Source organism: Labrenzia sp. THAF187b, from assembly GCF_009363375.1.
Taxonomy (GTDB): Bacteria; Pseudomonadota; Alphaproteobacteria; order Rhizobiales; family Stappiaceae; genus Roseibium; species Roseibium algicola.
Genome location: NZ_CP045344.1, coordinates 3801189 through 3827623 on the forward strand (window position 1 = coordinate 3801189; position 26435 = coordinate 3827623).

Sequence of the window (26435 nt, forward strand, 5' to 3'; positions counted from 1 at the left end):
AGCCTAGAGCCTTTCACGGCCAGATTGAAACTTTCTGTTGCCAGGCGGCATTGGACGAGCCTGCGGGCTGCATGCGGCATAGTCGAGCAGAAAAGACATTGCCCATCGACGCGGGCACCTCGAGACTTGTATAGAGAAGCCAAACGGACGCCGGATGACAGGGCGTCAGTCATTTGATCAGGAGATTTTCATGGACGAGCTCATCCAGCGGATCATGGCGGCAGCAGGCATCGAGGAAGATGTCGCCAAGAACGCCATCGGCATCATTCTGGGCTTCTTGAACAAGGAAGGTCCGGAAGACAAGATGCAGCTCATCTTCGATGCTTTGCCTGGAGCGAAGGATCTTGTCGATGCGCGTGCGGAAGCCGGTTCCGGCGGCGGGTTCTTGAGCGGTCTTGGAAGCATGATGGGCGGTGGCATGGGGGCCATGGCGGCACTCAATGAATTGACAAATGCGGGCCTCGACATGGATGGCGTGCAAAGTGTTGTCAAAGAACTCGTGTCCTATGCTAAGGAAAAAGCAGGGGACGATGTTGTGAATGAAGTGGTTTCACAAATTCCGGGACTGAGCCAGATCGTCTGACTGTCCCAGGTTCGGTTGCCGGTTGATTAGGGAGTTCTGAGCGCATGTCTTATTCCATCGATGAAATCGAAGGTATCGGCCCAACCTATGCTGCAAAGCTGGGTGAAGTCGGCATCAAGACAACGGAAGCTTATCTGGAGCGTGCGAAGGACCCGAAAGGTCGCAAGGCGCTGGAAGAAGAAACCGGCATCGACGGCAAGCGGATCCTGAAATGGGCCAACATGGCGGATCTGATGCGCATCAGCGGCGTTGGTGAGGAATATTCCGAACTCCTGGAAGCTGCCGGCGTCGACACGGTGAAGGAACTGAAGCATCGCAATGCCGCCAACCTGGCGGAGAAGATGCAGGAAGTGAACGAAGCCAAGAAGCTCGTTCGCCAGGTGCCGAGTGAAAGCCAGGTTACCAAATGGGTCGATCAGGCCAAGGAATTGCCGCCGATGATGACCTACTGAGGTCGGCAAGCCGAAAATTGAAATGACAAAAAAGGCGTGCGGAAAGCGCGCCTTTTCCTTTTGGCGATTGGCATTTTGACGTTGTTGCCCGGCGTGCGTGCCTGGCGGGGTCTCCTCTGACGCATGTTGTTTTGCAGCCGCGCCAGAACAAAAAAGGCGCACCGAAGTGCGCCTGTTGTTAGCCCCTGGAAGCTGTTGGCTCTAGAAGCAGCGTTACACGCTGATCTGGCCGTAACGAAGCGCTTCGACCACGGTGTGGGTCTTGTTGGAAGCGTTCAGCTTGACACTGGCATTCTGCAGGTGAGCGTGGACGGTCCGCTGGGAGATGTCGAGCACGTCTGCAATTTCTCCGGCGGTCTTGCCATAGGCCGTCAGTTCCAGAACCTTGCGCTCACGGGTCGACAATGCGCCCGGTCGCTGTCCGGAAATCACGCCGAGTTCGCGCAGGCGCGAGAAGGCGGCAGCTGCAAGAGCTTCCAGGTTGGAAAGATCGTATTTGTTGACCTGAAGAGCAGGGCCGCTTGCAAACACGAATGCCTGGAAAGGATAGAGTTCCGTTACCGGGATGACGAGAACCTGACTTCCTTCCCCGGCTGACGCCAGAAGGTCGGAATGTTCCATATCACCGGCGGAGATTGTCCAGACGCGAGCCCGGTTGGAGCCGAGGCCAAGCATCAAGGCGCTGTCATTTGCAGAAAGCGAAGTGCTTTCAATTCCGTCGTTGCGTTGATCGGGCCACCGGAACCGTTGAACGAGGTTGTCGATCGGGCGGTTCGGCATCGGCAGGCCGGTAATGAGGATATGCGTCGCCCCCATGCGGCGAAGGTTCGATTCCAAAATATCGAGAACATGATGGGCGGCATTTGCTTCCGAGATTGCTCTCAGCTTGCTCTTCAATTCCGTTTGATCAAGCATTGTGCACATCCTTTGCGGCTTGGGTGGCCGCGTCTTTGCGGGCGTCCGTACGCGAGCCGGAACATCCGCTGATGGGTGAAATCCGTTCCCGCCGAACCTATTCAGGTAAGTGTCGGATCCGGACGCCGCGCATTTCTTATGAGGGTAGAATTTCCCATGCGTCAGCAGCTATACGCTACAATACAATTGATGATCGTACCAATAGGGAAAACTGGCAAATTTAGCTTATTCCGCCAAAAAATTGACAAGTTGGCGCCTAGAAGAGGCCAAATTGTCTTTCTGAGAAGTGTTTAACGTCTTCGTAAGTGTAAGTCGAAAAACGCAATTTGTAGATAAATTGTTATTTCACACGTCTAATTAATTCTACGAGCGAATCGCAAGTCGGAACTGGCTCCCGGTTTCATCTGATTCATCTGTCCGAGACCTTGTGATCTTCAAATCCTTACCCATTCTGCTGAGTTGCCAAGCTTCGGGACCAGGGACTAAAACGGGGCCAGGGAGTACGTGCGATGCCGAACAGCTTTACTGGACCTGAAAGTTTTTATTCTGCCGACGCGGAGGCCTGGTGGGCTGCCGTCGACAAGGCCCTGAAGGGGAGTACCCGGCAGAAGCTTTACGGGAAAACCGAAGACGGATTGGATATCGCGCCGCTTTATGAGCGCAGAACAGACAGTCCGGCGCGCGCCCTGCGGGCTGCCGCAGGTGACTGGTCCGTGGTTCAGCGGATCGACATTCCCGATCCTGCCGCCGCAAACGCACAAATTCTGGAAGATCTGGAGGGTGGCGCGAGCGGCCTTGACCTGGTTTTCCGCGGTGCTGCCGCATCATACGGCGACGGCATTCGGGTCGACGATCTATCCGGTGTCGACCGCCTCCTGAAAGACGTCGAACTGGATCTGATTGACCTGCGCTTTGAGGCGGGGCGGGAAAATGTCGAGATTTTCGCCTCCCTTCTGGCACTGCTCGAAAAGCGCAAGATCGATCCTGCAAGTGTTCACCTGACGGCCGGGATCGATCCCTATGGCTGGGTGGCAGTCAATGGCGTCGCACTTGCCGACATGGAAAACGCCTACAGGCATTTCCGCGATCTGGTGGTCGCAGCGCAAGATTTTGGCAGCCCGGCACGGGTAATGAAGGCCGATGGCCGCATATGGCACGAAGCGGGCGCAACGCCTGCGCAGGAGCTTGCGCTTGTTCTGGCTTCCGCCACAGCTCACATGCGCTTGCTGGAAGGCACGAGACTGGCGCCCGAACAATGGGCTGACAGAATTTCCTTCAGCCTGATCGCGGAAGCCGACCAGATCGGAACCATTGCCAAGGCCCGCGCGATCCGCTCGCTCTGGGCGTCGGTACTGGACGGTGCAGGACTGCCGCAAGCAACTCTGCCGCTCCACATGTCGACTTCCTACAGAATGCTGACCCGCCGGGATCCCTGGGTCAATCTTCTGCGCAATACGGTGGCAACCTTTGCAGCCGGTGTTGGTGGTGCAGACAGTGTCTGTGTCCTGCCGCATACGCTGGCTGTCGGTTTGCCCGACGGCTTTGCCCGCAGGCTGGCGCGCAATACGCAGTCTATCCTTCTGGAAGAAAGCAACCTCGCGAAAGTGACCGATCCGGCCGCGGGCTCTGGCGCCATTGAAGAACGGACGGATACAGTTTGCGAGGCCGCCTGGTGCCTCTTCCAGGAAATCGAGGCGGCCGGCGGCCTGTTCGAGGCGGTGCGCACGGGTCTCGTGCATGATCGCATCGGGGCTGCCAGGACCGGTCTTGCCAAGAACATCGCCACCAGAAAGCGTCCTATCACCGGCGTAAGCGAGTTCCCAGACCTTGCTGAGAAGCCTGTCGCGGTGCTGAAATCGAGCAAAGAAGATCTTGCAGGCGTGAGCGCACCGCGTGAAGACCTGCCGGAACCGGGAGACGGAGAGCGCTTTGCGACCTTGCGCAAGCTGGCCCTTCAGGGCGTGCCCCTGAACGAGCTGGGCATGCGGCTTGACCTTCTGCCGCGCGACTATTCCCTTCCGAAGCTGGAAACGGCCCGGATAGCGGAGCCCTTCGAGCAGCTTCGTAGCAGGTCAGAAGCCTTAGAGCAGGTCGCGTCGACAACACCAGCGGTATTCCTGGCGTCTCTCGGCAGCCTCGCCCAGTTCTCGGCCAGAGCCACCTGGACGGCAAACGCCTTTGCGGCGGGTGGGTTGAAACCCGTCGGACCGGCTGTTTATGGTTTTCTTGAAGATCTTGTTGAGGCCTTCCGGCAAAGCGGGGCGATGCTTGCCTGTCTCGTCTCCACGGACGATGTTTACGAGGCGCAGGCGGAAGAGGCAGCTCATGCCCTCAAAACGGCAGGGGTGGATTACCTCTACCTTGCAGGACGCCCGGGAGACCGGGAAGATGCCTATCGCAAAGCCGGTGTGGACGCTTTCGTCTTTGCCGGGTGCGACCTGCTTGCACTCTTGAAGGATGCATTTGACCGGCTGGAGACCCAACAAGGGGTCGAGCCGAAAGATCTGGAGGTCCAATCATGAGCAGGATCCCGAATTTCGCTGACAAGCCGTTCCGGAAAATCGTGAAGGCTGCGGACGCCGGCTCGCAGGAGAGCTGGCAAACGCCGGAAGACATCGTTGTGCCGCCTGTCTATGGGGCGAAGGATCTTGATGGACTGAAACATCTGGATACCTGGCCGGGCCTGCCGCCGTTTCTGCGCGGTCCTTACCCGACGATGTATGTCCAGCAGCCCTGGACAGTGCGCCAGTATGCCGGGTTTTCAACGGCCGAAGATTCAAACGCCTTTTATCGGCGTAACCTTGCCGCCGGTCAGAAGGGCCTTTCGGTGGCTTTCGACCTTGCCACGCACCGCGGGTACGATAGCGATCATCCGCGTGTTTCGGGTGATGTCGGCATGGCAGGGGTTGCGATCGATTCCATCTATGACATGCGTACGCTCTTTTCCGGCATTCCGCTGGACAAGATGAGCGTCTCCATGACCATGAACGGCGCAGTGCTGCCGGTGCTGGCGCTTTACATCGTGGCGGCGGAAGAGCAGGGCGTTGCCCAGAAGGATCTCTCGGGCACCATTCAGAACGATATTCTGAAGGAGTTCATGGTCCGCAACACCTATATCTATCCGCCCAAGCACTCCATGCGGATCATCTCGGACATCTTCAAATACACGTCCCAGAACATGCCGCGCTTCAATTCGATCTCCATTTCCGGCTACCACATGCAGGAAGCGGGGGCGACGGCGGATCTGGAGCTGGCCTATACGATCGCCGACGGCATCGAATATGCCCGCGCCGGTGTCGCCGCCGGCATGGATATCGACCAGTTCGCACCGCGGCTGTCCTTCTTCTGGGCGATCGGCATGAACTTCTTCATGGAAGTTGCCAAGCTGCGTGCCGCGCGCCTGATCTGGGCGACCCTCATGGAAGAAAACTTCCAGCCGAAGAACCCGAAATCCCTGTCGCTGCGCACCCATTCGCAGACCTCCGGCTGGTCACTGACGGCACAGGACGTCTTCAACAACGTCATTCGAACCTGTGTGGAAGCCATGGCGGCAACGCAGGGGCATACGCAGTCGCTGCACACGAATGCGCTGGACGAGGCGCTGGCTCTGCCGACCGACTTCTCCGCACGTATCGCCCGCAACACGCAGCTGTTTCTGCAGCAGGAAAGCGGCACGACGCAGGTGATCGACCCCTGGGGCGGTTCCTATTACGTCGAGAAGCTGACGGCAGACCTTGCGGAGAAGGCCATGGCGCACATCCGCGAAGTGGAAGAGCTTGGCGGCATGGCGAAGGCCATCGAGAAGGGCATTCCGAAGCTGCGGATCGAGGAAGCGGCCGCCAAGACACAGGCGCGCATTGACAGCGGTGCGCAAACCGTGGTCGGCGTCAACAAGTTCAAGCCGGAAAGCGAACAGGCGATCGACGTCCTGAAGGTCGACAACGCCCAGGTGCGCGCCGCCCAGATCGACAAGCTCAAGCGCCTGCGAGAAGAGCGCAACGAGGCCGAGACCCAGGCCGCCCTGGAAGCGTTGACCCAATGTGCCGCATCCGGTGACGGCAATCTGCTGGATCTTTCGGTCAAGGCCGCACGGGCCAAGGCGACCGTGGGAGAAATCTCCCTGGCAATGGAGAAGGTGTTCGACCGGCACAAGGCCGAGATCAAGTCGATTGCCGGTGTCTACAAACGGGAGGCCGGAGCCATGTCCGGAACCATCGAGAAAGTCCAGAAGCTGGTGGAAGCCTTTGAAGACAACGATGGTCGCCGACCGCGTATCCTGGTCGCCAAGATGGGCCAGGACGGACACGACCGCGGTCAGAAGGTGATTGCTTCGGCGTTCGCCGATCTCGGTTTCGACGTTGATATCGGGCCCTTGTTCCAGACGCCGGAAGAAGCTGCCCGCCAGGCGGTCGAAAACGATGTTCACGTGGTCGGCGTGTCATCGCTGGCGGCGGGCCATCTGACACTGGTGCCGGCTCTGAGGCGGGCGCTGGCGGAAGAAGGCAGGGAAGACATCATGATCGTCGTTGGCGGTGTCGTGCCTCCGCAGGATTATGACGAACTCTACAAGTCCGGGGCGGCGGCGATCTTCCCACCGGGAACCGTGATTGCGGAAGCGGCCATCGGGTTGATCGGCAAACTCAACGAGCAATTGGGATATGGCTCCGCTGAAGCAGCTGAATAGGGCCCGTGTCGGCAGTTGTCAGGTATCCTGGAACTTGCTCACCGGGACCGGTGGTTCCAGGTACATGCCGAAGAGGTAAGGACCCATGCGCCAACGGATTTCCGTAAAGACCCGGGTCAGTTCCTTGTCGTCGTCGATCAGCACCCGGTCCGGCACCGGCAGGTCCGGGTCCTGAACGACGATGCCAATGTCGCCGTTCTCAAGGTCGTAAAGCGTACATTCGCTCAGGTGCGTGCTGTCCAGATTGAGCAGCTTGCCTGATCGCAGCCGCGCTCTTGTTGCAGGCACCGGCCGGCCTTCAAGGGGGGAATTTGATCGCGTCATGGCTGAAGACCGCTCGCTCCGTCGGACCTGTTGAAATTACGGAGGATGTTCTAGGCAGCGTAGCTTGCGCAGGACTGGAAGGCGTTCCGGAGCGGATGGCCTTCCGGTCGACACCACCCAGGGCCTGCCGTGTCGCAAGGGCTGTTTCCAATTCACGCGGGCTGACATGCTGAGGAACACCATCAAGACCTGGGCAAAGCGCATCAAGCGAGATCTCCATGCCCTTTATCTGGCTGGAAGGGATCCGAGGGTACCCTGGTATGTGAAGGCCCTGGCCATCGCGATTGCGGCCTACGCTCTGTCACCCATCGACCTGATACCGGATTTCATTCCGGTGATCGGATATCTCGACGATCTGCTTCTTGTGCCGCTCGGCATCTACCTGGTGGTGAAGCTCATTCCGCCGCAGGTGATGGAGGACTGCCGGGTGGAAGCTGACAGGAGATCGGAAAAGCTGCCTGCCAGCAAAATCGCGGCAGTACTGGTTCTACTGATCTGGATCGGTGCGGCCTTGGCTGCACTTCTGTGGTTCCGGCGGCTTGTTTCTGTCTAATCTTCCGGAGTTTTTTCAGGCTCGTAAATCAGAATGTCGCCGGGTTGGCAGTCGAGCACGTCGCAGATCTTTTCCAGGGTCTCGAAACGGACACCTTTCACCTTGCCGGACTTGAGCAGCGAAACGTTCTGCTCGGTTATGCCAATGCGTTCGGCAAGCTCCTTGGACCGCATCTTCCTGCGGGCGAGCATTACGTCCAGTTCAATGATGATGGGCATGAAGGGACCCCCGGCGCTGTCGCTTGCTTATTTTTCGATTTTCTTCTGCGAGCTGGACGGCCTTACGGAAGAGAGAGATGAGCAAGGCATGAGTGTCCCGAGAATCATGCCTGATATTTCACTGCCATCAGCCACGGCGTCAACAATCCTTTGTTCTTGTGAAAGCTTCCGGCGTACAAACGCGACTGGCCGTGGATGACCGGGAGCCTTGTTGCTTGCAAAGGCTGAGAGAAGGTGCGGGGGCTGAAGACATCTGCCCACCTCGGTGCCACCGTGCATGAGGCCGAGTTGCCGGGGGCAGGCAACGCCATTGATGTTCAGCATTCGCAACGCTCCATGGTCCACCTCAAATGAACTGCTGGTTCTCGTCTGCAATAAGAGCAGCCTCGCGAAGGATCCAGCCGAACAGCAACATCAAGGCACCAAGGACGAGAAAGAAGATCTCGCCACCGTCCAGACTGATGTCGACGGTGCGCTGGCCCGGGGGAAAGTCATAGGTCAGGAGGACCGAGCCGATCGGATCGCTGATCAGGTCGAAGACCGCGAACACGATAAGCCAGATGCCGAAGGAAAACACGTTTGCAAGCGTCTTCGGCGAGAAGAACTCCATCTTCTGAAACCGCTTGAAGACCTGGCGGATGTTCCAGCCCACCGCCAGCAGCAGACTGAAGGCAATGGCTGCCAGTATGGATATTCCGATGCGCTGCACCTGCGGAATGTCACCCAGCATGCGTTCGGTATCGGCGACATCAAATGTTTCTTGCGCACCGATCATCAACTCGTTCGGCAAGGCGATACCGATCGTGACGACCACGCCCAGACCCAGCAGGATCAACAGGATGATGGTGACGGCCCATTTCATGAATGCGGATACACGCCGGATCCGCGTCAGTCGCTTCTCCCGTTCCGCCCATTCAAGTTCGCTCATCGGTTACTCCGCATCATGTCATTGCGGCATCGTATCTAGTTCATCTGTCGGGAAAACACAAACTCAAAAACATTGCTATTGACAAAAAAATTATTGCAATCAATTTTTAAATTATCGTTTTACATTAATTTTTTAAATTTGTGAGGCGATGAGATTGTCATACATGAAGTGAGATCACTGATGGTAAGTTCCTTTGCCAATTATGTTTTTCGTGCGCCGCCGGCCATCGGGCGCGGTCGCTCCAGGCAACGCCCCGGTGTGATCAGGCGTGTTCTGCGGAGCCACTGGCTGTTGGAGCCGCTGGTTCTGTGCGCCGTTCTTGGTGTGCTTGTCGTTGGGGCGAGTGCCGCCGATCTGGAGACTTTTGACGCTCCTGTCTATTCGCAAGCGCCTCAGTCGCTCTGGGCTGGGCCTTATCTCGGCTTTGAGGCAGGTGTTTCGCAGACCGTGACAGACGTCAAATCAGGCGGTCGATCGAAGGATTTTTCACGGGTCGACGCAGCGTTCGGTCTATTCGGCGGTTACAACTGGGAAGTCTCCCGCTTCGTCCTGGGTGTGGAAGGCGGTGCGGCCTATCTCGGCGGCCGTGAAAAAGGCAACCATCCGACGCTGGGCACCATCGAGACAGGATCCAAGTGGACGATCAATGCCAAGGCCCGGGTCGGCGTGCCGATCAACAACGTCATGCCTTATCTCAGCCTCGGTATTGCCGCGACAGAACATAGCCTCAAGGCGAACGGGACGGAGAGAAACTCCGTTTCGGTTGGTCCGGTGATCGGCGGGGGTGTCGAGGTTGCGGTAACGGATGCGTGGCATCTCAGGGCGGACTACTCGATGACCGGGATCCTGGACGAGAAGGCCAGATATGGCGGTGTGAAAGTAGATCGGACGGCCGGTAACCACCGGCTCATGATCGGGCTCTCCCGTTCGTTCTGATCTGTTTCCTGACAAGCCAACCCTGTCGGACTGATGTGTCCGGCAGCATGGAACGGCTGCGCTTTTCCCACTGAGCGCAGCCGTTTCCCTTTGTCTATGTGAGCTCTGCTATCCGTAGACCAGGTTCGGCAACCAGGTGATCAGTCCGGGGAACAGCATGCACAATGCCAGTCCAAGCACCTGAAGTGCCAGGAAAGGCAGGGCGGACTTGAAGATGTCTGTCATCGGAATGTCCGCCGGTGCAACGCCTCGCAGGTAGAAGAGCGCGTAGCCGAACGGTGGTGACAGGAAGCTCATCTGCATGTTCACCAGATAGAGAACACCGAACCACAGCACAAGATCGTCCGGGCTGTCGAGCCCGAAGGAGGCTGCTCCGAGCGCCTTGATGATCGGCACGAAGATCGGCACGCACAGGAGCAGGATACCGACCCAGTCCAGGAACATGCCCAGGACGACAAGCACTATCTGCATGATGATCAGAATGCCCCATGGGCCGAGGCCGGTGGCTTCCAGTGCGCCCTGCACGAACTGCTGACCGCCTTCCAGTACATAGAGACCAACGAAAATGGTCGCCCCGAACATGATCCAGATCACCATGGCCGAAGCCTTTAGGGTGGTCAGGGAGGCTTCGCGCAGTGTCTGCCAATCGAGATTGCGGTGGATGGCGGCCACGACGATGGCGCCGAAGGTGCCGATGCCGGCAGCTTCCACCGGAGTTGCGACGCCGGTGAAGATCACGCCCAGCACGATCACGATCAGCGCGATCGGAGCGGACATGTTCGACAGCAGCCGGACCTTTTCCTTGAACGGAATACGCTCTTCCTCCGGGATCGGCGGGCCTTTACTGGGATCGATCATGCAGCTGACGATCACATAAAGGATGTAGAGCCCGGACAGCAGCAGGCCGGGAATGACCGCGCCGATGAAGAGCTCACCAACGGACTGCTCGGCCACGACAGCGTAGATGATCGCCAGGATGGAAGGCGGGATCAGGATGCCAAGCGTTCCGCCGGCCATGATCGAGCCCATGGCGATCTTCGGATCATAGTTTCGCTTCAGCATGGCGGGCAGGGCGATGATGCCCATCGTGACCACAGCCGCCCCGATGACACCCACCATGGCTGCCAGTACGGTGGAGGCGATGATGGTGGCAGCCGCCAGGCCGCCCTTCACGCCGCCAAGCACCTTGTAGATGACATCGAACATGTCGTTGATGATGCCGGCCCGTTCCAGCATCGATGCCATGAATATGAACAGCGGGATTGCCGATAGCTGGTAGTTTGTCATCAGCGGAAAGATGCGCGACGGCACGATGTTGAGCGCCCGCTCGTCACCCAGGACGAACAGGAACACACAGGCGAGCCCTCCCGTAACGAAGGCCAGCGGCAGCCCTGCCATCAAGAGGACCAGCAGCGAGCCGAACATGATGAGTGTCAGCCACTCGATTCCGATTTCAAGTCCCATGGATCAAGCCCTGCCCATCACTGCGCGGATGTCCTGCGCGAATTTGGAAATTCCCTGGAGCACCAGCAGCAACCCGCCGAGCACCATGACCCACTTCATTGGCCAGAGCGGCACTTCCCATTCGTTGAAGCTGATTTCGCCCCAGCGGATGTTCGGATCGGTCCACTGGGCAAGGTTCCAGCTTGCAACGACATCGCTGAAGCCGATTTCACCGCGCGCCCAGTCAGAAACCAGCGAGTTGCCGGAGGGAACCGCGATGGCATCGAACGCGAAGATCCACGAGGTCACCAGCAGGGTGCCGGCGAAGATGAAGAAGAAGACGGATGTCAGCAGATCGACAATTGCCTTGCGGCGCGGCGAGAGCGGCGCATAGAAGACATCGACCCGTACGTGGGATTCCGTCAGCATGGCGTAGGACCCGGCGATCAGGTACTGCATGCCGAACATGAGGTACATCGCCTCGTGAGCCCAGTTGGTCGGGCTGCCGAAGACGTAGCGGCTCATGACCTCGAAGTAATAGACAAGAACGGCGATCACCGCCCAGTAGCTGACAAACTCGCCACAGTAGAGCGAGAGCCGGTCAATCCAGCCGGTCCAGCCGGACGAGATGTGATCCGCATCGTCCTTGCGCTCGGCTTCTTCCAGCTCCTTGAGCTTCTTTTCCGCCTCGCTGAGTTCCGGATCCGGTGGCAGGTTCTCGTTTGCTTTGGAAACCAGCCGGGGCAGGAGGAGTGCGTCGACCGCCACACCTGCAAGCAGGAGCCAGAAGGCGTACTTGGCAACATTGCCCCAGAAATCGAGGGTTTCGCGAGCTGTTGCGGCAGCCGGGCGGGCGGTCTCCAGAGTTGCCTCGGCCTCGGCAACCCGGGTCTTGCCCTGTTCGACACGTTGTTCGGCGCGCTGGACATCCCGTTCCGCGCGGCGCTTGGCAAAGCTGCCTTCTTCGGCCTGCGCTTCCGCCTCGGCGAGCTTTTGGCGCAAGGCAGGAAGATCGGCCTCTGCGGTTTTCACTCTTTCGCCTTCGCGCTCGAGCGTCCGCTCCGCCTGTCGCACTGCGTTGGCCATGTCCGAGACGACCGCGCGCGCATCCTGACTTTGTGCGTTGGCGTAGAGGATCAGCACGAACACCGGGATATAGACCAGCCCGATCAGGCTTTTCAGGTAAAGACGATGCAGGCCCAGGATGCCGCCGGTGACAAGGATGAAATAGCCGAGCACCAGCGAGTAGCGCCGTTCAGTCGGCTTAGGCCGCTTGGCAAGGGCAGCGGCGATCAGCGGAAAGATGATCAGCCCCAGCCAATAGGCCCAATGCGGCAGGGTAAAGTCCAGATGAGGCATGCCTCTCCCTTCCCCAGGGGAAACAAGCCCCTGTTGAGTTGAACAGGACCCGCGTGGCTGGCCGCGCGGGTCCGTTTCCCGAGACGTCGTCTGGGATCAGAGGTCGAGTTCGAGGCCTTCGACCTGCTCCGGCGTGACGTAGCCGAGCGAACCGGACATCATGTAGTCGAGCTGAATCTTGAAGAGGCGCGCACTGTCCTTGTCCCGGTTCGCATAGTTGAACCAGATCGGAACGGCGACTTCGGTCATCAGTTCGACATCGTCCTGGCTGAGCCGGGTGATTTCGGTGCCGTCGGCCTCGAACTTCGCCCAGGCTTCCTGGTCTGCCTTCTGGATGGCTGCATGGTGCATGTCGGAATAGACGTGTGTTTCCATCTCGACGAACTGCTGCATCTGCGGGCTGAGCGCATTCCAGGCATCCATGCCGACGGTGATGTCCATCAGGTCGACCGGCTGATACAGCGACATGAAGCCCGGAGGGCCCATGGAGATGTATTTGGTGACCTGGCTGAAGCCGAGGGCATAGTTGACCGCCGGACCGACATAATCGGCGACGTCGATGGTGCCTTTTTCAAGTGCGGGGAAGATTTCCGATCCCGGAAGCACCGTCGTTTCCGCGCCGATCTCGGTGAAGACTTCGGCGACCATACCGCCGGGCAGGCGCATCTTGCGGCCGCGGAAGTCATCGATGGAGCGGATCGGCACCTTGGAGTGGATGATGTTGGGGCCGTGATGCACCGGTCCGACAAACATCATGTTCTGTGCCGCGTAGAGTTCACGGGCGATTTCGAGACCGCCAAGGGAATAGTAGAACACGTCCCATTCGTGCGGGTTGCGCATACCGAGCGGATAACTCGTCAGGAAGGTGGCCGCGGGGATGATGCCCTGCGCATAGATCGTGAACGGGTTGACCGCGTCCAGAACGCCGTTCTTGACGGCGTCGAACAGCTGGAAATCGCCCACGACGTCGTTGGCGCCGAATGGCTGGAAGGCGAGCTCCCCGCCTGTCTTTTCGGCAATGGTCGCGCACCAGTCCTTGAAGATCTGCAAACCGGCACCGCCTGGCCAGGACGTCTGGATTTTCCAGGTCGTCGTCTGACCTTGTGCCGAAGCGATATGCGGCGCAGCGAGTGTCGCTGCTCCGACCGTGCCGGCACCTGCGAGCGTCCGCAGGGCCTGCCTGCGTGTCGTAAGTTGTTTCATGGTATCCTCCCAAATAGGTCTGGGAGCAAATGAGCGCTCGCGCGGGGAGTGTTTCAACGCCCCTTCTTCTTCGCGGAGACAAACCAGCTGTTTGTGTTCTTAAGCAGTTGTTTTGTAACTGGTTCGGGATGACCTCGAGGAAGTCTGTCGCTCTTCTTTTCCTCCCAACCACGGGAAGGATATTACACTTACAGAATCCTGCAACCTTGCCGGACGCTCAAAACATCTTTTCCTTTTTGGAAAAAATGGCCGGAACTGTTTTGAAAATAGAGAAGCTCTAAACTGACGCTGTCTCATCTTCCTTAAGGGAAGACGTGTCAGGTCAGCCGAGTGTGGCGAGCCCTGTCAGATCTGCCAGAACCGCTTTTGGAGAAAGATCCGGATATTCGTCAGGCATGCCCATCCGGTTCATCCACACGGTACGGAAACCGAATGCGGTAGCGCCGGCAATATCCCAACGGTTTGACGACTGGAAGGAAACTTCTTCCGGATAGATCCGGAAATGGGTCGTGACCATTTCATAGACCTGCGGGTCGGTCTTGAAGGTTCGAAGCGCGTCGACGGAAAAGATCTCGTCGAAAAGCTCCGTCAATCCGGCGGCCTTGGCGGCAGCTTCGAGCATGGCCGGAGACCCGTTGGACAGGATTGCGATTTTAGCGCCGGTCGCCTTGAGGTTGGTCAGCACCTGCGGCACTTCCGGGTAACAATCAAGTTCCCAATAGGCGCTGAGAAGATCTTCGCGCAACGACTTGTCAGCAGAAGGCACCAGGGCGAATGCGGTGTCCAGGCCTTGCTGGGTCAGTTCCCAGAAGTCCAGATACTTGCCCATGAGGGCACGCACCCAGGAATATTCAAGCTGCTTTTCCCGCCAGAGCGACGACAGTCTCTGGGCATCCGGTCCAAGCTTCTCCGCATGTTTGCGGACGGCGGCATGAACATCGAACAAGGTTCCATACGCATCGAACACATAAGCTGCATGCGCCATCTTCAAGACCTCCAAGCCCTTTCACGAAACCGCGGAAGAGAACAGCCTGCGGCCTCCTGCGTCAAGCGCAGCTATCTGCAACAAAGGTCGCAGGCAGGACTTATACAGCAATTGTGCCCCGCTATTGGACTGGGGGCAGGGTGATTGCGCCATCCTCTTCCACCGGCCAGAACGGGTTATAGGCAATCTCGAGCAGGTGACCGCCGGGGACTTCCACGTAAGAGGAATACCCGCCCCAGAAGGCTTTCTGGGGTTCCTTGACTGATCGGGCGCCCGCGGCAAGCGCTTTCAGGAAGCTTGTGTCCACCTCGGCTTCCGACCTGCCGTTCCAGGCGAGCGTCACCGCACCAGTGGGGCGGTCGGTGACAGAGCGTCCGATTTCCTCTTCCAGGGAGGCGCGGCCATAGAGGGCAAATACACTGCCGGGAACCTGGAAAAAGACCACTTCGGGACCTGGTGAGGAATGAACCTGCCATCCCAGGCCGTCTTCGAAGAAGCGGCGTGCCTCGGCAACGTCTTCGACCACGAGCGTCGTCACGGAAATGCGCTGTTCCATCCTGAACTCCCAAAATTGCTACAAGAACATATAGTGAACTTTGTGTGGCGAGAGTCAATGGTCAGAGGGCGGGGTCGGGGTTTCCAAGCCAGGGCCGGTGATGGGATCCGCATCTTGTCATTGCACGATCCGACTTGAAAAATTGATGTCGCTCAAGTGGGTGTTTTGGTGATTTTTATCCTGATATCATCGTATCTTGCGAAGAATGACAGCAACTTTCCTCAATTTCGCGGTAAGCTATTGACCTGCCGTGATGAGCGGTGTTGTTTCGGCGGACAGACTGCACAACCGCAGCGCAGAAAAGGGAAGAGACATGAGCGGATGGAGTGACACCTGGACCTGGATCGACGGGACTTGGCACGAGGGCAATCCGCCGATCATGGGCCCGCGCACTCATGCTTCCTGGCTCGGTTCCAGCGTTTTTGACGGCGCCCGCTTCTTTGAAGGTGTGATGCCGGACATCGATCTCCACTGCAAACGCGTCAACGACAGTGCCGTAGCGCTGGGCATGAAGCCGACCATGAAGGTTGGTGAAATGGTCGAGCTCACCAAGGAAGGCTGCGCCAAATTCGGTGGTGACCAGCAGATCTACGTCAAGCCCATGTACTGGGTCGAAAGTGACGGACCCGGGGTGATCGTGGGCGATCCGGACAGCACGCGGTTCTGCCTGTGCCTGTTCGATGCGCCGATGGCACCCAAGGATGCGGCGATGAGCATCACGCTGTCTCCATTCCGCCGTCCGACTGTTGAATGCATGCCTGTCAACGCCAAGGCCGGCTGCCTTTATCCCAACAATGCGAGAGCGATGCTGGAGGCCAAGGGGCGCGGCTTCGACAACGCCGTCGTTCGCGACATGCTGGGCAATGTCGCTGAACTGACGTCGGCCAACATCTTCATGGCCAAGGAAGGCAAGGTGCACACGCCGGTTCCCAACGGCACCTTCCTGAACGGCATTACCCGTCAGCGCGTCATTCAGCTGCTGCGGTCCGTTGGCTATGACGTTTTCGAGCGCACCATGGACTATGGCGAATTCCTGGAAGCCGACGAGATCTTCTCGACGGGGAACTACAGCAAGGTAACGCCGGTCAAGCGGATCGAGGAACGCGACCTGCAGCCTGGTCCGATCGCGGCTCGCGCAAGAGAACTCTACTGGGAATTCTCCCACGCCTGAGTGGGGAGTTTCATCTGACGACCAGTGCCGCGGCTACCACAAGCGCCGCGGCGGCTGCCAGGGATGAGGCAGTAAAGGACCCGGTCAGATGATGCATCTGGCCGGCAACCCAGGGCCCGGCCATCTGCCCGACGCCAAAGCTTGCCGTCAGTACCGCAAGCATCTGACGGATTGCAGCCGGTCCGTCCCGGCTGACTTCGCGCCGTGCCTCCATCAGGCCAAGGGCGGTGATACCCATGAAGGTTGCCCCGAGGAGCGCTGCGCCGAAAAGGAAGAGCACAGGTGCTGTGCTCACCGCCGTCAAGGCAACCCCTGCCGCTTCCAGCACGCAGGCAAGAGCGAAGCCCTTTCGAGTGCCCATGCGCGCGGCAATCCTGTTCCAGACGTAAATCGAAGGCGCAGCGCACAGCCCAACTGTCAACCAGACGAAGGCTTCGGTTGATTGAAGCGCCGGATTGGCGCGAGCGATCGTATTGACGAAGGTCGCGGTGATGACATAGCCGAAACCGAACAGGCCGTAGGCCAGGATCAGGCGGATGCGGCTGGCAGAGCCAAACGGAGATGCCGTGGCTTCGTCGCGGGAGCTTTGCGCAGGTGTGGTGACTGGCTGGGGAGACGGCTCGGACGGCACCAGAAATGCAGCCACCAGAAGAAAACAAAGCGTGGCAGCGCCACTGGCCAGCCAGAGCCCACGCCAGTCTGCCCCCAGATGCGCCAGAAGGGCGACCAGAAAAGCGGAAAAGGCAATGCCGCAGCCAACCCCGGCAAAGTGGAGAGCGCTCAAGCCACCGCGACCGGCTGCCGTCAGCCGCTCCAGGATCAGGCTGGTTGAAAAAACCAGCGCAAAGGCACTTGCGACCCCGCTGGCGAAGCGGATCAACAGAAACAGAGACAGGGAAGTGGTCAGCGCCATGGCGGCACTGGTCAGGGCGCTGGCAAGAAGACCGCCGAGAAACCACAGCCGCGGATTACCGGGCAGCGACCTTGAGGCGCCGGCAAGAGCTCCGGCCAGATATCCGAGAAAATTCGCGGACGCGATCAGGCCGGCATCATCAGGCGGCAACTGCAGGCCGTCGGTCATGAAGGGCAGGATCGGGGTGTAGACGAACCGGCCGATGCCCATCGCGGCAGCAAGGGCGAGCAGACCGCCGAAAGCCAATGCGGCAGGAGAGCGCGAGATGGGTGACATGGGGTTCCGGTCGTGAGGCGATATGTGAAAACTGACAAGCAGTCGTTGCTATCTTGCACGATCGCTCTGCTTTGTCATTTCAAGGAACGCGTTGAAGTAGGGTTGGTGCAGGGCAGGGTGAAGGCGATCAGTTTCCTGTCCGGACAACAGCGGCGACAAGACGAGTATTGGTGCGTATTGGCTTTCGCAGGGCATTGTTTCGCACCGACTGGACCTTGGAACCGGGAAACCGGGTCATGCAGGCCTTATTGATACCGTCGCAATGAACCATGCTCCACCGTAGCAACTGTTCGGGTAGCCGCAGGTCTTGTCGTTACACCATGAAATCCAGTTGTTGTAGCATTCGTCAAGAGTACTGCTGTTTCTGGAACTGACCTGAGAGGCGATAGTGGTGGCAAGGATAATATTTCTTGAGAAAATAGGCGGTATTTTCTATTTGTTATTTAATAATGGCTAGATTTAAAATCGGTAATTATCTAAATCATTTGTATATTCTTATATAATTCTATCTTTTTAAAGTGTTTTTGTTAAAAATAACGGCGCTTTTCTTTCGAAAATTACTGATCACATTCCCGTGAGTGGCGCAACTGCAGCCGTGTGGACGCGTTCCCCTCGTGGGAAGTGTCAACGGCAGATCGTACGTCCTAAAATAAAAAGAAAAAATTTCTTTATTTTGGGGATCGGCGCTTGCCGTGACGGCCCAGCAATCCTATTTTGCCGCTCGACGCGGCCGTTCCTGCATTCCTTCATGAAGCAGGAATGTCGCCGCCGGTCACCGACCTTTTAAGGAGTTTGTCATGTCTTTCGAATTGCCTGACCTGCCGTATGCATATGACGCGCTGGCCCCTTACATGTCTGCTGAAACTCTCGAGTTTCACCATGACAAGCACCACCAGGCCTATGTCACCAAAGGCAACGAGCTGCTCGCCGGCAGCGGCCTGGAAGGCAAATCCCTGGAAGAAATCGTGAAGGAAAGCTTCGGCAAGAACGCTCCGCTGTTCAACAACGCCGGTCAGCACTACAACCACATTCACTTCTGGAAGTGGATGAAAAAAGACGGTGGCGGCAGCTCGCTTCCGGGTGCACTGGCTTCCGCTATCGACAGTGATCTTGGTGGTTTCGACAAGTTCCGCGCCGACTTCATCGCCGCCGGTGTTGGCCAGTTCGGCTCCGGCTGGGCCTGGCTCGCAGTCAAGGACGGCAAGCTGGAAATCATGAAGACCCCGAACGGTGAAAACCCGCTGGTACACGGTGCAGCGCCGATTCTCGGCTGTGATGTGTGGGAACATTCCTATTACATCGACTACCGCAATGCGCGCCCGAAGTACCTCGAAGCTTTCATCGACAGCATGGTCAACTGGGACTACGTGCTGGAAATGTACGAAGCTGCAACGAAGTAATTCGGGAACCACCCCGTTTTATGAAGCCCCGGCCTGAAAAGGCCGGGGTTTTTTGTTTGGCTGTTTCGTCAGCGTTGACGCTGTGTTCACCGAACATGGCGCACTTCACGCGACCGTGATTTTCAGACCGAGCGGTACATGGGCTGTACTCGCACTGGTGAATCATTGCCGAAGGCAATTTCCACGAGAGGGAGAGAACGATGCGAATGATCAAATCGGCTGTTGTATTGGGTCTTGCGGCCGGGATTGGCCTTGCCGGTTCCATTGCTCAGGCGTCTGACGATCCGATTGCGACCCGGCAGGCCATCATGTCGTCGGTCGGCGCGGCTGCCGGGCTCGGTGGTGGCCTGATGAAAGGGGAGATCGCCTATTCTCCTGCTGCCGGTAAGGCTGCCATCGCAACGATGAATGCAGCAGCCCTGACATTCGGAGACTATTTCCCTGCTGGCTCCGATCAGGGTGAAACCGGAGCCGCTGCGGCCATTTGGGAAGATCCGGACGGATTTTCCGCTGAGCTGGCCAAGTTTGCGGACGCGACTGCAAAAGCCTTCGAAGCATCGGGCAAGGACGGTCCTGCGGATGTCGAGGCTTTCAAGGCTGCGATGGGCCCCGTGTTCGGCTCTTGCAAATCGTGCCACGAAACTTACCGTAAGAAAAACTGACCGGCGGCATTCCGGGGTCTACCGCACACAGACTGCAACAGGCAGGCTCCAGACTGTGAGACAGATCAGCGGCTTTTCACCCTGCCCGGGTTGAAGAGCCGCTGTTTTGGCGTTTCGGTGCCAGGAAGACCCAGGGAGACCTCATGAAAAAGGCTGTCATCGTCCTCGTCGTTCTTGCGGTTGTTGCGGCAGGTGCGGGTTGGTTCCTGTCCGCGCCGACGAAGCTGAGCGAAGCCCAGCTTGCCGCCATTGCCCAAGGGGATGCGTCGCAAGGGGAACTTGTATTCTGGGCCGGCGGTTGCACGTCCTGCCATGCGGCCAAGGATGCTGCAGGAGACGACAAGCTGAAGCTTGGCGGAGGCCTTCGCCTGGAGACGCCGTTCGGCGTGTTTGTTGCCCCGAACATTTCGTCCAGTACGACAGACGGTATCGGAGCCTGGTCGCTTGCTGATTTCGCCAATGCCATGACGCATGGCACATCGCCGGACGGGCGAAACTATTACCCGGCGTTCCCTTATACTTCCTATGCCCGTATGTCTGGCGAAGACATCGGCAATCTATTTGCCTTCATGAAAACGCTGCCATCCGTCAACGGCAAGACGCCACCTCATGAGCTCGGTTTTCCGTTCAATATCCGTCGTGGATTGGGGCTTTGGAAACGGCTGTTCCTGGATCCGTCACCCGTCATAGCCGCCCCTTCAGGCGGCAACGAAGTCGACGCTGCCCTTTGGGACCGCGGGCGGTATCTGGTGGAAGGGCCCGGTCACTGCGGTGAATGCCACACGGCTCGAAATTTTGCAGGGGGACTGGATCTGGCGAAATGGCTCGGTGGCGCGCCGGCTCCCACAGGAGAAGGCCGTATCCCGGACATTACGCCGGTGGATGGTGGTTTCGGCAGTTGGAGCGCAAGCGATATTGCCTATTATCTGGAAAGCGGCTTCACGCCTGAATACGATTCCGTCGGTGGTGAAATGGTGCATGTTCAGGAAAACATGGCCAAGCTTCCTGCCAGTGATCGTGAAGCGATCGCCGCCTACCTGAAAGCCATCCCGCCCGTTGCGCCGACAGCCAACTGACGACACCACGCGGACATTTTGTCATTCCATGATTCAATCGCAGCAAATTTCGATCGTACCCGTTTCAACCGAAAACGACCTGGCGCCGATCCGGCACCTGTTTCGGGCCTATGTCGACTGGCTCGGCATCGACCTTTCCTACCAGGGCTTCGAAGAAGAGCTTGCAGGTCTGCCGGGGAAATACGCGCCGCCGTCCGGGGCGCTTTTCCTGGCGAAGGATGAGGAAGGCTCGGTTCTCGGTTGTGTTGGCCTGCGGGCGTTCGGAAAAGACGGCGCGTGTGAAATGAAGCGGCTCTACGTCCTGCCGGACGGACGCGGCAAAGGTGTGGGTGGTGCGCTGGTGGAGGCTGTAATCGCAGCGGCGGTTGCCGCCGGCTACCGGGAGATGCTGCTGGACACGCTGCCAAGCATGACGGGCGCCATCAAGCTCTATAAAGCCGCGGGGTTTGAGCAAGTTGGCGCCTATTACGATACGCCGATCCTGGAGACGGTTTTCTTCAAAAAGCAACTGAACGGGTGAACAACTGACGCTTTCAAACAAAACCACCTGCGAGCAGGTGGTCAAGTTTCGCTTTTTATTATTGGGTCGTTTTGCCCGTGCACAGTTATTCGAGAAGTTGGAACACGTATCTCCATCAAGTTGTAGAGCCGGTCCATTGCTATTCAACTAAGGGATAATACGTATTTCTCAATCCGGTTGCAAGTCGTTCATCGATCAGGTTGCAATGATCGCTTCAACTTCGACCCTCAACTGTGGGTGAAACAGAGCGGCAACACAGACCAGCGAGCTAGCAGGAACCTCATTTTCATAGAGTTCTGCAAGGGCTGACCGGATTTCCGGCAAGTCGGTCATGTCGGTGACGAACACGGTTACTTTCACCAGATCTTTCAGTGATCTTCCATAGTGGGCGGCGATCGTGTGCAGCTGAGCGAACACCGCCCTGGTTTGCGGGCCGGCCGAATCGGCCTGTGCAGGTGTGCCGAAAGCTGTGAAACCGGATGTATAGACCGTCTGTCCATGCCGAACGGCGTGGGTATAGGGGCCTGCCGGCAGGCCCAGTTCCTCGAAATTCTGTCGGGCAGGAGGCATCGTTTTTCCTTTGCTGATTACGGCAGGCGGGCTGAAAGGAACAGCGTTGCCTTTTGCACGGGCGGGCCGAGAAAGAAGGCGATGACGGCAGCAGCGGGCCAGGCCAGACGAAAGGCATTCATCCATTGCCAGAAGAACCTGTCGCTCCAGCCGAGGTTCAGGAATGTGACCCAGCACGACATCAAGAGCGACAGACCCAGTGACATCAGCAACGTCGCGATCAATCGGTTCTTCATGACTGACTACCTTTTGATCGCTTCGCTGGTGCCGATTTCGCCCAGTTCTTCAATGTAGCTGACCTGTGTCAGGTTCTGCGCGAGATAGGCCTTGGTGTGCGGCATTTCGAAATGGGCGGCCAGGGCGTCCTTGTCAGTCCAGCTTTCCCACAGGGTGAACTTGTCGGGATCCTGCAGGTTCTGCCGGATTTCAAAGAAATTGCAGCCGGGTTCGTGTTGGGTTTCAGCCACAAGTCGGCGCAGTTCCGTCTCTGCCCTGGTCCGCTCCGCACCCTGTTGCAGTTCGATACCAGCGCTGATGAAGTAATTGCCCATGAGTGTCTCCGTTGCGTTTAAGAACGAAGACAGATTTATTGATTTCTCTAATCTCAATCTATATCGAATAATGAGAGTTTAAATTTTGAAAATGAAATCATGCTCGACGACATTGCCTTGTTTGTTCACATCGCGCGTAATCGAAGCCTGGCAAAGGCAGCCGCGCATCTCGGATTGCCTGCGGCAACGGTGACCCGGCGCCTGGCGAAGCTAGAGGAAACCATAGGCACTCAGCTGGTCTTTCGCTCCGCGCGGAAGTTCAATCTGACGGTGGCGGGTGAGGCGTATTTCGAGGCCTTTGCCGACCTGGTTCAAAACGCTGAGACGACATTGGACGGGTTAAGCACTGATCTGCACGGTCTTCGGGGAGCGTTGAAGGTGGCGGCGCCCACCAATATTTCCATCGGCATCCTGCAGCCCATGTGGTCGGATTTTCTCAAGACCTTTCCGGAGATCCAGCTGACGCTGACGCTCAGCAACGAGAACAAGGATCTACTGGAACACAGGGTCGATATTGCCCTTCGGGCCGGACCCCAAACCGATGAGCGGCTTTACCAGAAGCGTCTCGGGGTGGTGGCAACGGTTCTCGTGGCGGCGCCTGCATATCTTGAACAGGCCGGCGCCCCGGATCGACCGGACCAGATCGGCCGGCACAAGGTGGTGCGGGTGTCCACGCTTCCGCAATGGCAACTGACAAATCGGGAAACGGGCTGCCGCGAAACCGTGCCTGTCGATGCGCGTGTCGTTGTCGATGACATCAGTCTTGCCCGGCAGCTGGCCGGCGATGGTCACGGGCTCGCTCTGTTGCCTGTGAGCGAGATTTCCGATGACCTGATTTCAGGCCGCCTCACACCTGTGCTCGCAGACTGGCAAGGGCAGCAACGGGATATCTTTGCGGTATGGCCCACCGGGCGGCTGCTCAATGCCCGGGCGCGCTGCCTGCTTGATTACATGGAACCGTTCATGGCAGCGCTTCCCGTATTTCAGGGGACTGTCGTCCAGCGTGATCCTGCAAGATCCGCTTGATGTCCTACGCTGTGTAGGGATTGCAGCGGATGTAGCGCGGCTGATCGATGTAACTGGACATGACCGCAAGCCATGCGTTGCATTCGCCTTGAGTCTTGAAGCAACCGGCCTGGGAGATGATGTATTTCTGGCTAAAATTGAAGACCTTGCCACCGGCAATGCCTTTCCAGCCGCTGCCGGTAAAGGTGCGGCAGTCATAAGCTGTGTTGTAGGTGCTGGGGATGTCCTGCCGGTTCTTGGTGAAAGTGGGGGAGAACAGCAGCGTTTCCACCACATTGCCGCCGGTCGTGTCGTAGGACTGACATGCGGCAAGGCTCAGCGTGGCGGCCATGACCGGAACCAGGCGCAACCCCTTTTTCAGCCCATCAGCAAGGCGGTGCGGAAGTGTGCGGTAGCAGGTCATCACGGGCTCCAGTGAACAGCGTCGGTACGGTCCAGGACCGTTCAATTGATTGATTTGCAACAACTCTCACATGAGCCGAAGACTTGGTCAAAATCAAGTCACGTTCGCTCGGGTGGTACCCGCACAAGCGTGTGAAAGTAATTTAGGTTCCTGGGCGTGCGAACTGCTCCGCACGCCCGGATAATCTTCGGGTCTGACGAAGTGTCAGGCCTTGTCGGTCACCAAAAGGGCAAAGGCCTGGGTCTCTGCGACTTCCTTCAGCCGGTCGAAACGGCCGGAAGCGCCGCCATGGCCGGCTTCCATGTTGGTTTTCAGCATCAGCAGCTTGTCGCCAGTGCCGGTTGCCCGCAGCTTGGCGACCCATTTGGCCGGTTCCCAGTAGGTTACGCGCGGATCGGTCAATCCGCCTACCGCAAGGATGGCCGGATAGTCCTTTGCCTCAACGTTGTCATAGGGCGAGTAGGACGCGATGTAATCGTAGGCTGCCTTGTCCGTGATGGGGTTGCCCCATTCCGGCCATTCCGGCGGCGTGAGCGGCAGCGTGTCGTCCAGCATGGTCGACAGAACGTCGACAAACGGAACTTCGGCAATGATGCCGCCGAATTTTTCCGGTGCCAGGTTGGCAATCGCACCCATCAGCATGCCGCCAGCCGAGCCGCCCTGAGCGACGATGCGATCGTGCGAGGTGAAGTTTTCCGCAACAAGATGGTCTGCTGCGGCTATGAAGTCGGTGAAGGTATTCTTCTTGTTCTCGCGCCGCCCATCCTTGTACCAGTGGAAGCCCTTGTCCTTGCCGCCGCGAATATGGGCGATGGCGTAGACGAACCCCCGGTCGACCAGCGACAGGCAGTTGGTGTTGAAGCTTGCGGGAATGGTGATGCCGTAGGAGCCATAGCCGTAAAGCAGCAGAGGTGCGGAGCCGTCGAGCCTGGTGTCCTTGCGGTAGAGCACAGACACCGGCACGGTCTCGCCGTCGGCTGCGGGAGCCATCAACCGGCGGGTGACATAGTCGTCCGCATCATGGCCGGAAGGCACTTCCTGTTCCTTGCGCAGAACACGTTCGCGGGTCTCGACATTGTAGTCGAAGGTCTGCGATGGCGTTGTCATCGAGGAATAGGTGAAGCGGATCGTGCTCGTGTCGAACTCGTAGCCGCCGCCAAGGCCGAGTGAATAGGCCTCCTCGTCGAAGGCGATGGAGTGCTCGATGTTGTCTGCAAGCCGGCGGATCACGATGCGCGGCAGGCCGTCTTCGCGTTCCAGCCGCGTCATGAAGGACTTGTAGACGCAGTGCGACAGGATCAGGCATCCTGCCTTGTGAGGCACAAGATCGGACCAGTTTTCGCGGCCGGGATTGCCTTTCGGCGCAGTGACGATCTTGAAGTCCTCGGCGCCGCCTGCGTTTGTCAGGATGTAGAGTGTGTCGCCGTGATCGTCGATGGAATACTCGATACCGGTCTCGCGCTCTGCGACAAGCACCGGTTCGGCGGTCGGGTCGGTGGCCGGGATCATCCAGACTTCGGATGTCTCGTGATCATGAATGTCGATGACGATGGTGTCGCCGGACTGGGTCTTGCCGACGCCCATGAAGAAGCCGGCATCCTTTTCCTCGTAGACGAGAACGTCGCTCGCAGGGTCGGAACCGACTTCGTGACGGAAGAGTTTCGAGGGCCGGTGGTTGGCGTCGAGGCGAACGTAGAACACATAGCGGCTGTCTTCCGAGAAGACGCCGCCGCCGCCCGTATCCTCGATGGCGTAGTCAAAATCCTTGGCAGACTGGGCGTCGCGCAGCCTCAGTGAATAATATTCCGAGCCCTTGTCGTCATAAGCCCAGGCGATGAGCTTGTGATCCGTCGACTGGCTAACGCCGCCGATCCGGAAATATGCCGTTCCTTCGGCTTCCTTGTCGCCATGGAGAAGAACCGTTTCCGCGCCGCCGTCACGCGGGGTGCGAAAGAAAACCGGTTGCTGGCCGCCGGTTTCATACTTGAGGCCGTAAGCGAAGGGGCCGTCGGGAGCAGGAACCGAGCTGTCGTCTTCCTTGATGCGGCCGCGCATTTCCGCGAAAAGCTTCTCCTGCAGAGCCTTCGTCGGTGCCATCTGCGCTTCGTGATAGGCATTCTCCGCTTCCAGATAGCTGCGGATGTCGGCATCCAGCACGGACGGGTCTTTCATGACCTCCTGCCAGTTGTCCGCCCTCAGCCAGGCGAAATCGTCCTGGCGGGTAATGCCGTGGGTCTCAAGGGTGAGGGGGCGCGCTGCGGCGCGCGGGGGAAGGGCATCCTGTTTCATGGATCGGAGGTAAGATTTTTGAGCCTTGAAGGCAAGGGTCAATACTGCCGAGGCGGCAGGGTGTTTCCGCCTCCTGGCCATCCTGCCGTGCTTTCAGACAAGAGCGGCGACCTGCAAAAGTCTTTGACATTTTTCAGGCGTTCGCGCACTTAGGAAGAGATGGTTCCCGACTCCGAACTCCGGACCGGGATTAAAAGGGAACACGGTGCGACGAGCCCGAAAGGCTGCAAATCCGTGACTGCCCCCGCAACTGTGAGCGGTGAGCAAACCTGAAAGCGCCACTGGGGAGACCCCGGGAAGGATCAGGCAAGCAATGACCCGCAAGTCAGGAGACCTGCCATTTCACCTTAAACCTTAACCCGGGCGGGGTGCCCCGGAGGAGTGAGTGACATGGCCAATCGGCACCTGCCGGCAAAGTTGCACATTCGGTTCCTGACTG

Annotated in this window: 27 protein-coding genes and 1 riboswitch; of the genes, 12 read left to right on the forward strand and 15 right to left on the reverse strand. The window is 58.3% G+C overall.

The window, feature by feature from the left end; translation table 11 throughout:
- The first annotated feature begins 190 nt into the window (after positions 1-190).
- Positions 191-583: a DUF2780 domain-containing protein gene (locus tag FIV03_RS17445; RefSeq protein ID WP_055656631.1), complete on the forward strand. Its 393-nt coding sequence runs from the start codon at positions 191-193 to the stop codon at positions 581-583.
- Between the two features lie 44 nt (positions 584-627).
- Complete coding sequence (locus FIV03_RS17450) at positions 628-1035, forward strand: DUF4332 domain-containing protein (protein ID WP_023000968.1); 408 nt, start codon at positions 628-630, stop codon at positions 1033-1035.
- A 213-nt stretch (positions 1036-1248) separates the two neighbouring features.
- On the opposite strand, the gene FIV03_RS31900 is transcribed toward FIV03_RS17450, so the two are convergent.
- Positions 1249-1950 carry a helix-turn-helix domain-containing protein gene (locus FIV03_RS31900; RefSeq protein WP_006939443.1) on the reverse strand — a complete coding sequence of 234 codons (702 nt, stop codon included), beginning with the start codon at positions 1948-1950 and terminating at the stop codon, positions 1249-1251.
- A gap of 509 nt (positions 1951-2459) precedes the next feature.
- On the opposite strand from FIV03_RS31900, the gene FIV03_RS17460 reads away from it, so the two are divergent.
- A complete protein-coding gene (locus FIV03_RS17460) occupies positions 2460-4472 on the forward strand; it encodes a methylmalonyl-CoA mutase subunit beta (RefSeq protein WP_152510444.1) in 2013 nt (670 codons plus the stop codon).
- Positions 4469-6634: a methylmalonyl-CoA mutase gene (gene scpA / locus FIV03_RS17465; RefSeq protein WP_152510445.1), complete on the forward strand. Its 2166-nt coding sequence runs from the start codon at positions 4469-4471 to the stop codon at positions 6632-6634. The genes FIV03_RS17460 and scpA overlap by 4 nt, the downstream gene beginning before the upstream one ends.
- 18 nt (positions 6635-6652) lie before the next feature.
- On the opposite strand, the gene FIV03_RS17470 is transcribed toward scpA, so the two are convergent.
- Entirely contained in the window at positions 6653-6922 is a 270-nt protein-coding gene (locus tag FIV03_RS17470) for a hypothetical protein (RefSeq protein WP_077292599.1), read from the reverse strand.
- Positions 6923-7124: 202 nt separating this feature from the next.
- On the opposite strand from FIV03_RS17470, the gene FIV03_RS17475 reads away from it, so the two are divergent.
- Positions 7125-7511, forward strand: a complete 387-nt coding sequence (locus tag FIV03_RS17475; RefSeq protein ID WP_152510446.1) for a YkvA family protein — start codon at positions 7125-7127, stop codon at positions 7509-7511.
- Here the strand turns inward: FIV03_RS17475 and FIV03_RS17480 are convergent.
- Together FIV03_RS17480 and FIV03_RS17485 are read right to left on the reverse strand one after the other, a co-directional pair.
- Positions 7508-7729: a helix-turn-helix transcriptional regulator gene (locus FIV03_RS17480; RefSeq protein ID WP_023000973.1), complete on the reverse strand. Its 222-nt coding sequence runs from the start codon at positions 7727-7729 to the stop codon at positions 7508-7510. The two genes, FIV03_RS17475 and FIV03_RS17480, sit on opposite strands and share 4 nt — an antisense overlap.
- Before the next feature lie 346 nt (positions 7730-8075).
- Positions 8076-8657, reverse strand: coding sequence for a hypothetical protein (locus tag FIV03_RS17485; RefSeq protein ID WP_023000974.1), 582 nt, complete (start codon positions 8655-8657; stop codon positions 8076-8078).
- A 180-nt stretch (positions 8658-8837) separates the two neighbouring features.
- Between FIV03_RS17485 and FIV03_RS17490 the strand changes: the two genes are divergently transcribed.
- Positions 8838-9593 carry an outer membrane beta-barrel protein gene (locus tag FIV03_RS17490; protein ID WP_152510447.1) on the forward strand — a complete coding sequence of 252 codons (756 nt, stop codon included), beginning with the start codon at positions 8838-8840 and terminating at the stop codon, positions 9591-9593.
- 108 nt (positions 9594-9701) lie between these two features.
- Here FIV03_RS17490 and FIV03_RS17495 read toward each other — a convergent pair whose 3' ends face one another.
- The 5 genes from FIV03_RS17495 to FIV03_RS17515 all read right to left on the reverse strand — a co-directional run bounded on the left by FIV03_RS17495 (position 9702) and on the right by FIV03_RS17515 (position 15139).
- Entirely contained in the window at positions 9702-11057 is a 1356-nt protein-coding gene (locus tag FIV03_RS17495; protein ID WP_152510448.1) for a TRAP transporter large permease subunit, read from the reverse strand.
- A 3-nt stretch (positions 11058-11060) separates the two neighbouring features.
- Positions 11061-12395 carry a TRAP transporter small permease subunit gene (locus tag FIV03_RS17500; RefSeq protein WP_152510449.1) on the reverse strand — a complete coding sequence of 445 codons (1335 nt, stop codon included), beginning with the start codon at positions 12393-12395 and terminating at the stop codon, positions 11061-11063.
- A gap of 96 nt (positions 12396-12491) precedes the next feature.
- Entirely contained in the window at positions 12492-13598 is a 1107-nt protein-coding gene (gene dctP / locus FIV03_RS17505; protein WP_023000978.1) for a TRAP transporter substrate-binding protein DctP, read from the reverse strand.
- A gap of 322 nt (positions 13599-13920) precedes the next feature.
- Positions 13921-14583 (reverse strand): haloacid dehalogenase type II, encoded by a 663-nt coding sequence (locus FIV03_RS17510; RefSeq protein WP_023000980.1) that lies wholly within the window; start codon positions 14581-14583, stop codon positions 13921-13923.
- A 121-nt stretch (positions 14584-14704) separates the two neighbouring features.
- On the reverse strand, positions 14705-15139 hold the full coding sequence (locus FIV03_RS17515; RefSeq protein WP_152510450.1) for a VOC family protein: 435 nt from the start codon (positions 15137-15139) through the stop codon (positions 14705-14707).
- A 313-nt stretch (positions 15140-15452) separates the two neighbouring features.
- Here FIV03_RS17515 and FIV03_RS17520 point away from each other — a divergent pair, with 313 nt between their 5' ends.
- Positions 15453-16310, forward strand: a complete 858-nt coding sequence (locus FIV03_RS17520; RefSeq protein ID WP_055656627.1) for a branched-chain amino acid aminotransferase — start codon at positions 15453-15455, stop codon at positions 16308-16310.
- A gap of 10 nt (positions 16311-16320) precedes the next feature.
- Here the strand turns inward: FIV03_RS17520 and FIV03_RS17525 are convergent, their stop codons facing one another.
- The gene (locus FIV03_RS17525) at positions 16321-17499 is read right to left on the reverse strand and encodes a YbfB/YjiJ family MFS transporter (protein ID WP_152510451.1); all 1179 of its coding nucleotides are present in this window, start codon (positions 17497-17499) and stop codon (positions 16321-16323) included.
- 797 nt (positions 17500-18296) lie between these two features.
- Here FIV03_RS17525 and FIV03_RS17530 point away from each other — a divergent pair.
- The 4 genes from FIV03_RS17530 to FIV03_RS17545 all read left to right on the forward strand — a co-directional run bounded on the left by FIV03_RS17530 (position 18297) and on the right by FIV03_RS17545 (position 21157).
- Positions 18297-18899, forward strand: coding sequence for a superoxide dismutase (locus FIV03_RS17530; protein WP_023000984.1), 603 nt, complete (start codon positions 18297-18299; stop codon positions 18897-18899).
- A gap of 206 nt (positions 18900-19105) precedes the next feature.
- Positions 19106-19561 (forward strand): cytochrome c, encoded by a 456-nt coding sequence (locus tag FIV03_RS17535; protein ID WP_152507621.1) that lies wholly within the window; start codon positions 19106-19108, stop codon positions 19559-19561.
- Positions 19562-19704: 143 nt separating this feature from the next.
- Positions 19705-20637, forward strand: a complete 933-nt coding sequence (locus FIV03_RS17540; RefSeq protein ID WP_152510452.1) for a cytochrome c — start codon at positions 19705-19707, stop codon at positions 20635-20637.
- Positions 20638-20665: 28 nt separating this feature from the next.
- Complete coding sequence (locus tag FIV03_RS17545) at positions 20666-21157, forward strand: GNAT family N-acetyltransferase (protein WP_152510453.1); 492 nt, start codon at positions 20666-20668, stop codon at positions 21155-21157.
- A gap of 195 nt (positions 21158-21352) precedes the next feature.
- On the opposite strand, the gene FIV03_RS17550 is transcribed toward FIV03_RS17545, so the two are convergent.
- Genes FIV03_RS17550 through FIV03_RS17560 form a run of 3 tightly spaced genes read right to left on the reverse strand, consistent with a single transcriptional unit; the run spans position 21353 to position 22278 of the window.
- Entirely contained in the window at positions 21353-21727 is a 375-nt protein-coding gene (locus FIV03_RS17550) for a RidA family protein (protein ID WP_152510454.1), read from the reverse strand.
- A 17-nt stretch (positions 21728-21744) separates the two neighbouring features.
- Positions 21745-21963: a DUF2798 domain-containing protein gene (locus tag FIV03_RS17555; RefSeq protein WP_023000989.1), complete on the reverse strand. Its 219-nt coding sequence runs from the start codon at positions 21961-21963 to the stop codon at positions 21745-21747.
- A gap of 6 nt (positions 21964-21969) precedes the next feature.
- Complete coding sequence (locus tag FIV03_RS17560) at positions 21970-22278, reverse strand: putative quinol monooxygenase (RefSeq protein WP_023000990.1); 309 nt, start codon at positions 22276-22278, stop codon at positions 21970-21972.
- A 99-nt stretch (positions 22279-22377) separates the two neighbouring features.
- On the opposite strand from FIV03_RS17560, the gene FIV03_RS17565 reads away from it, so the two are divergent.
- Complete coding sequence (locus tag FIV03_RS17565; RefSeq protein WP_152510455.1) at positions 22378-23304, forward strand: LysR family transcriptional regulator; 927 nt, start codon at positions 22378-22380, stop codon at positions 23302-23304.
- Between the two features lie 4 nt (positions 23305-23308).
- Here the strand turns inward: FIV03_RS17565 and FIV03_RS17570 are convergent, their stop codons facing one another.
- Complete coding sequence (locus FIV03_RS17570) at positions 23309-23707, reverse strand: hypothetical protein (protein WP_023000992.1); 399 nt, start codon at positions 23705-23707, stop codon at positions 23309-23311.
- A 204-nt stretch (positions 23708-23911) separates the two neighbouring features.
- Positions 23912-25996 carry a S9 family peptidase gene (locus FIV03_RS17575; protein WP_152510456.1) on the reverse strand — a complete coding sequence of 695 codons (2085 nt, stop codon included), beginning with the start codon at positions 25994-25996 and terminating at the stop codon, positions 23912-23914.
- A 143-nt stretch (positions 25997-26139) separates the two neighbouring features.
- A riboswitch (cobalamin riboswitch) is annotated at positions 26140-26353 on the forward strand.
- Positions 26354-26435: the final 82 nt, after the last annotated feature.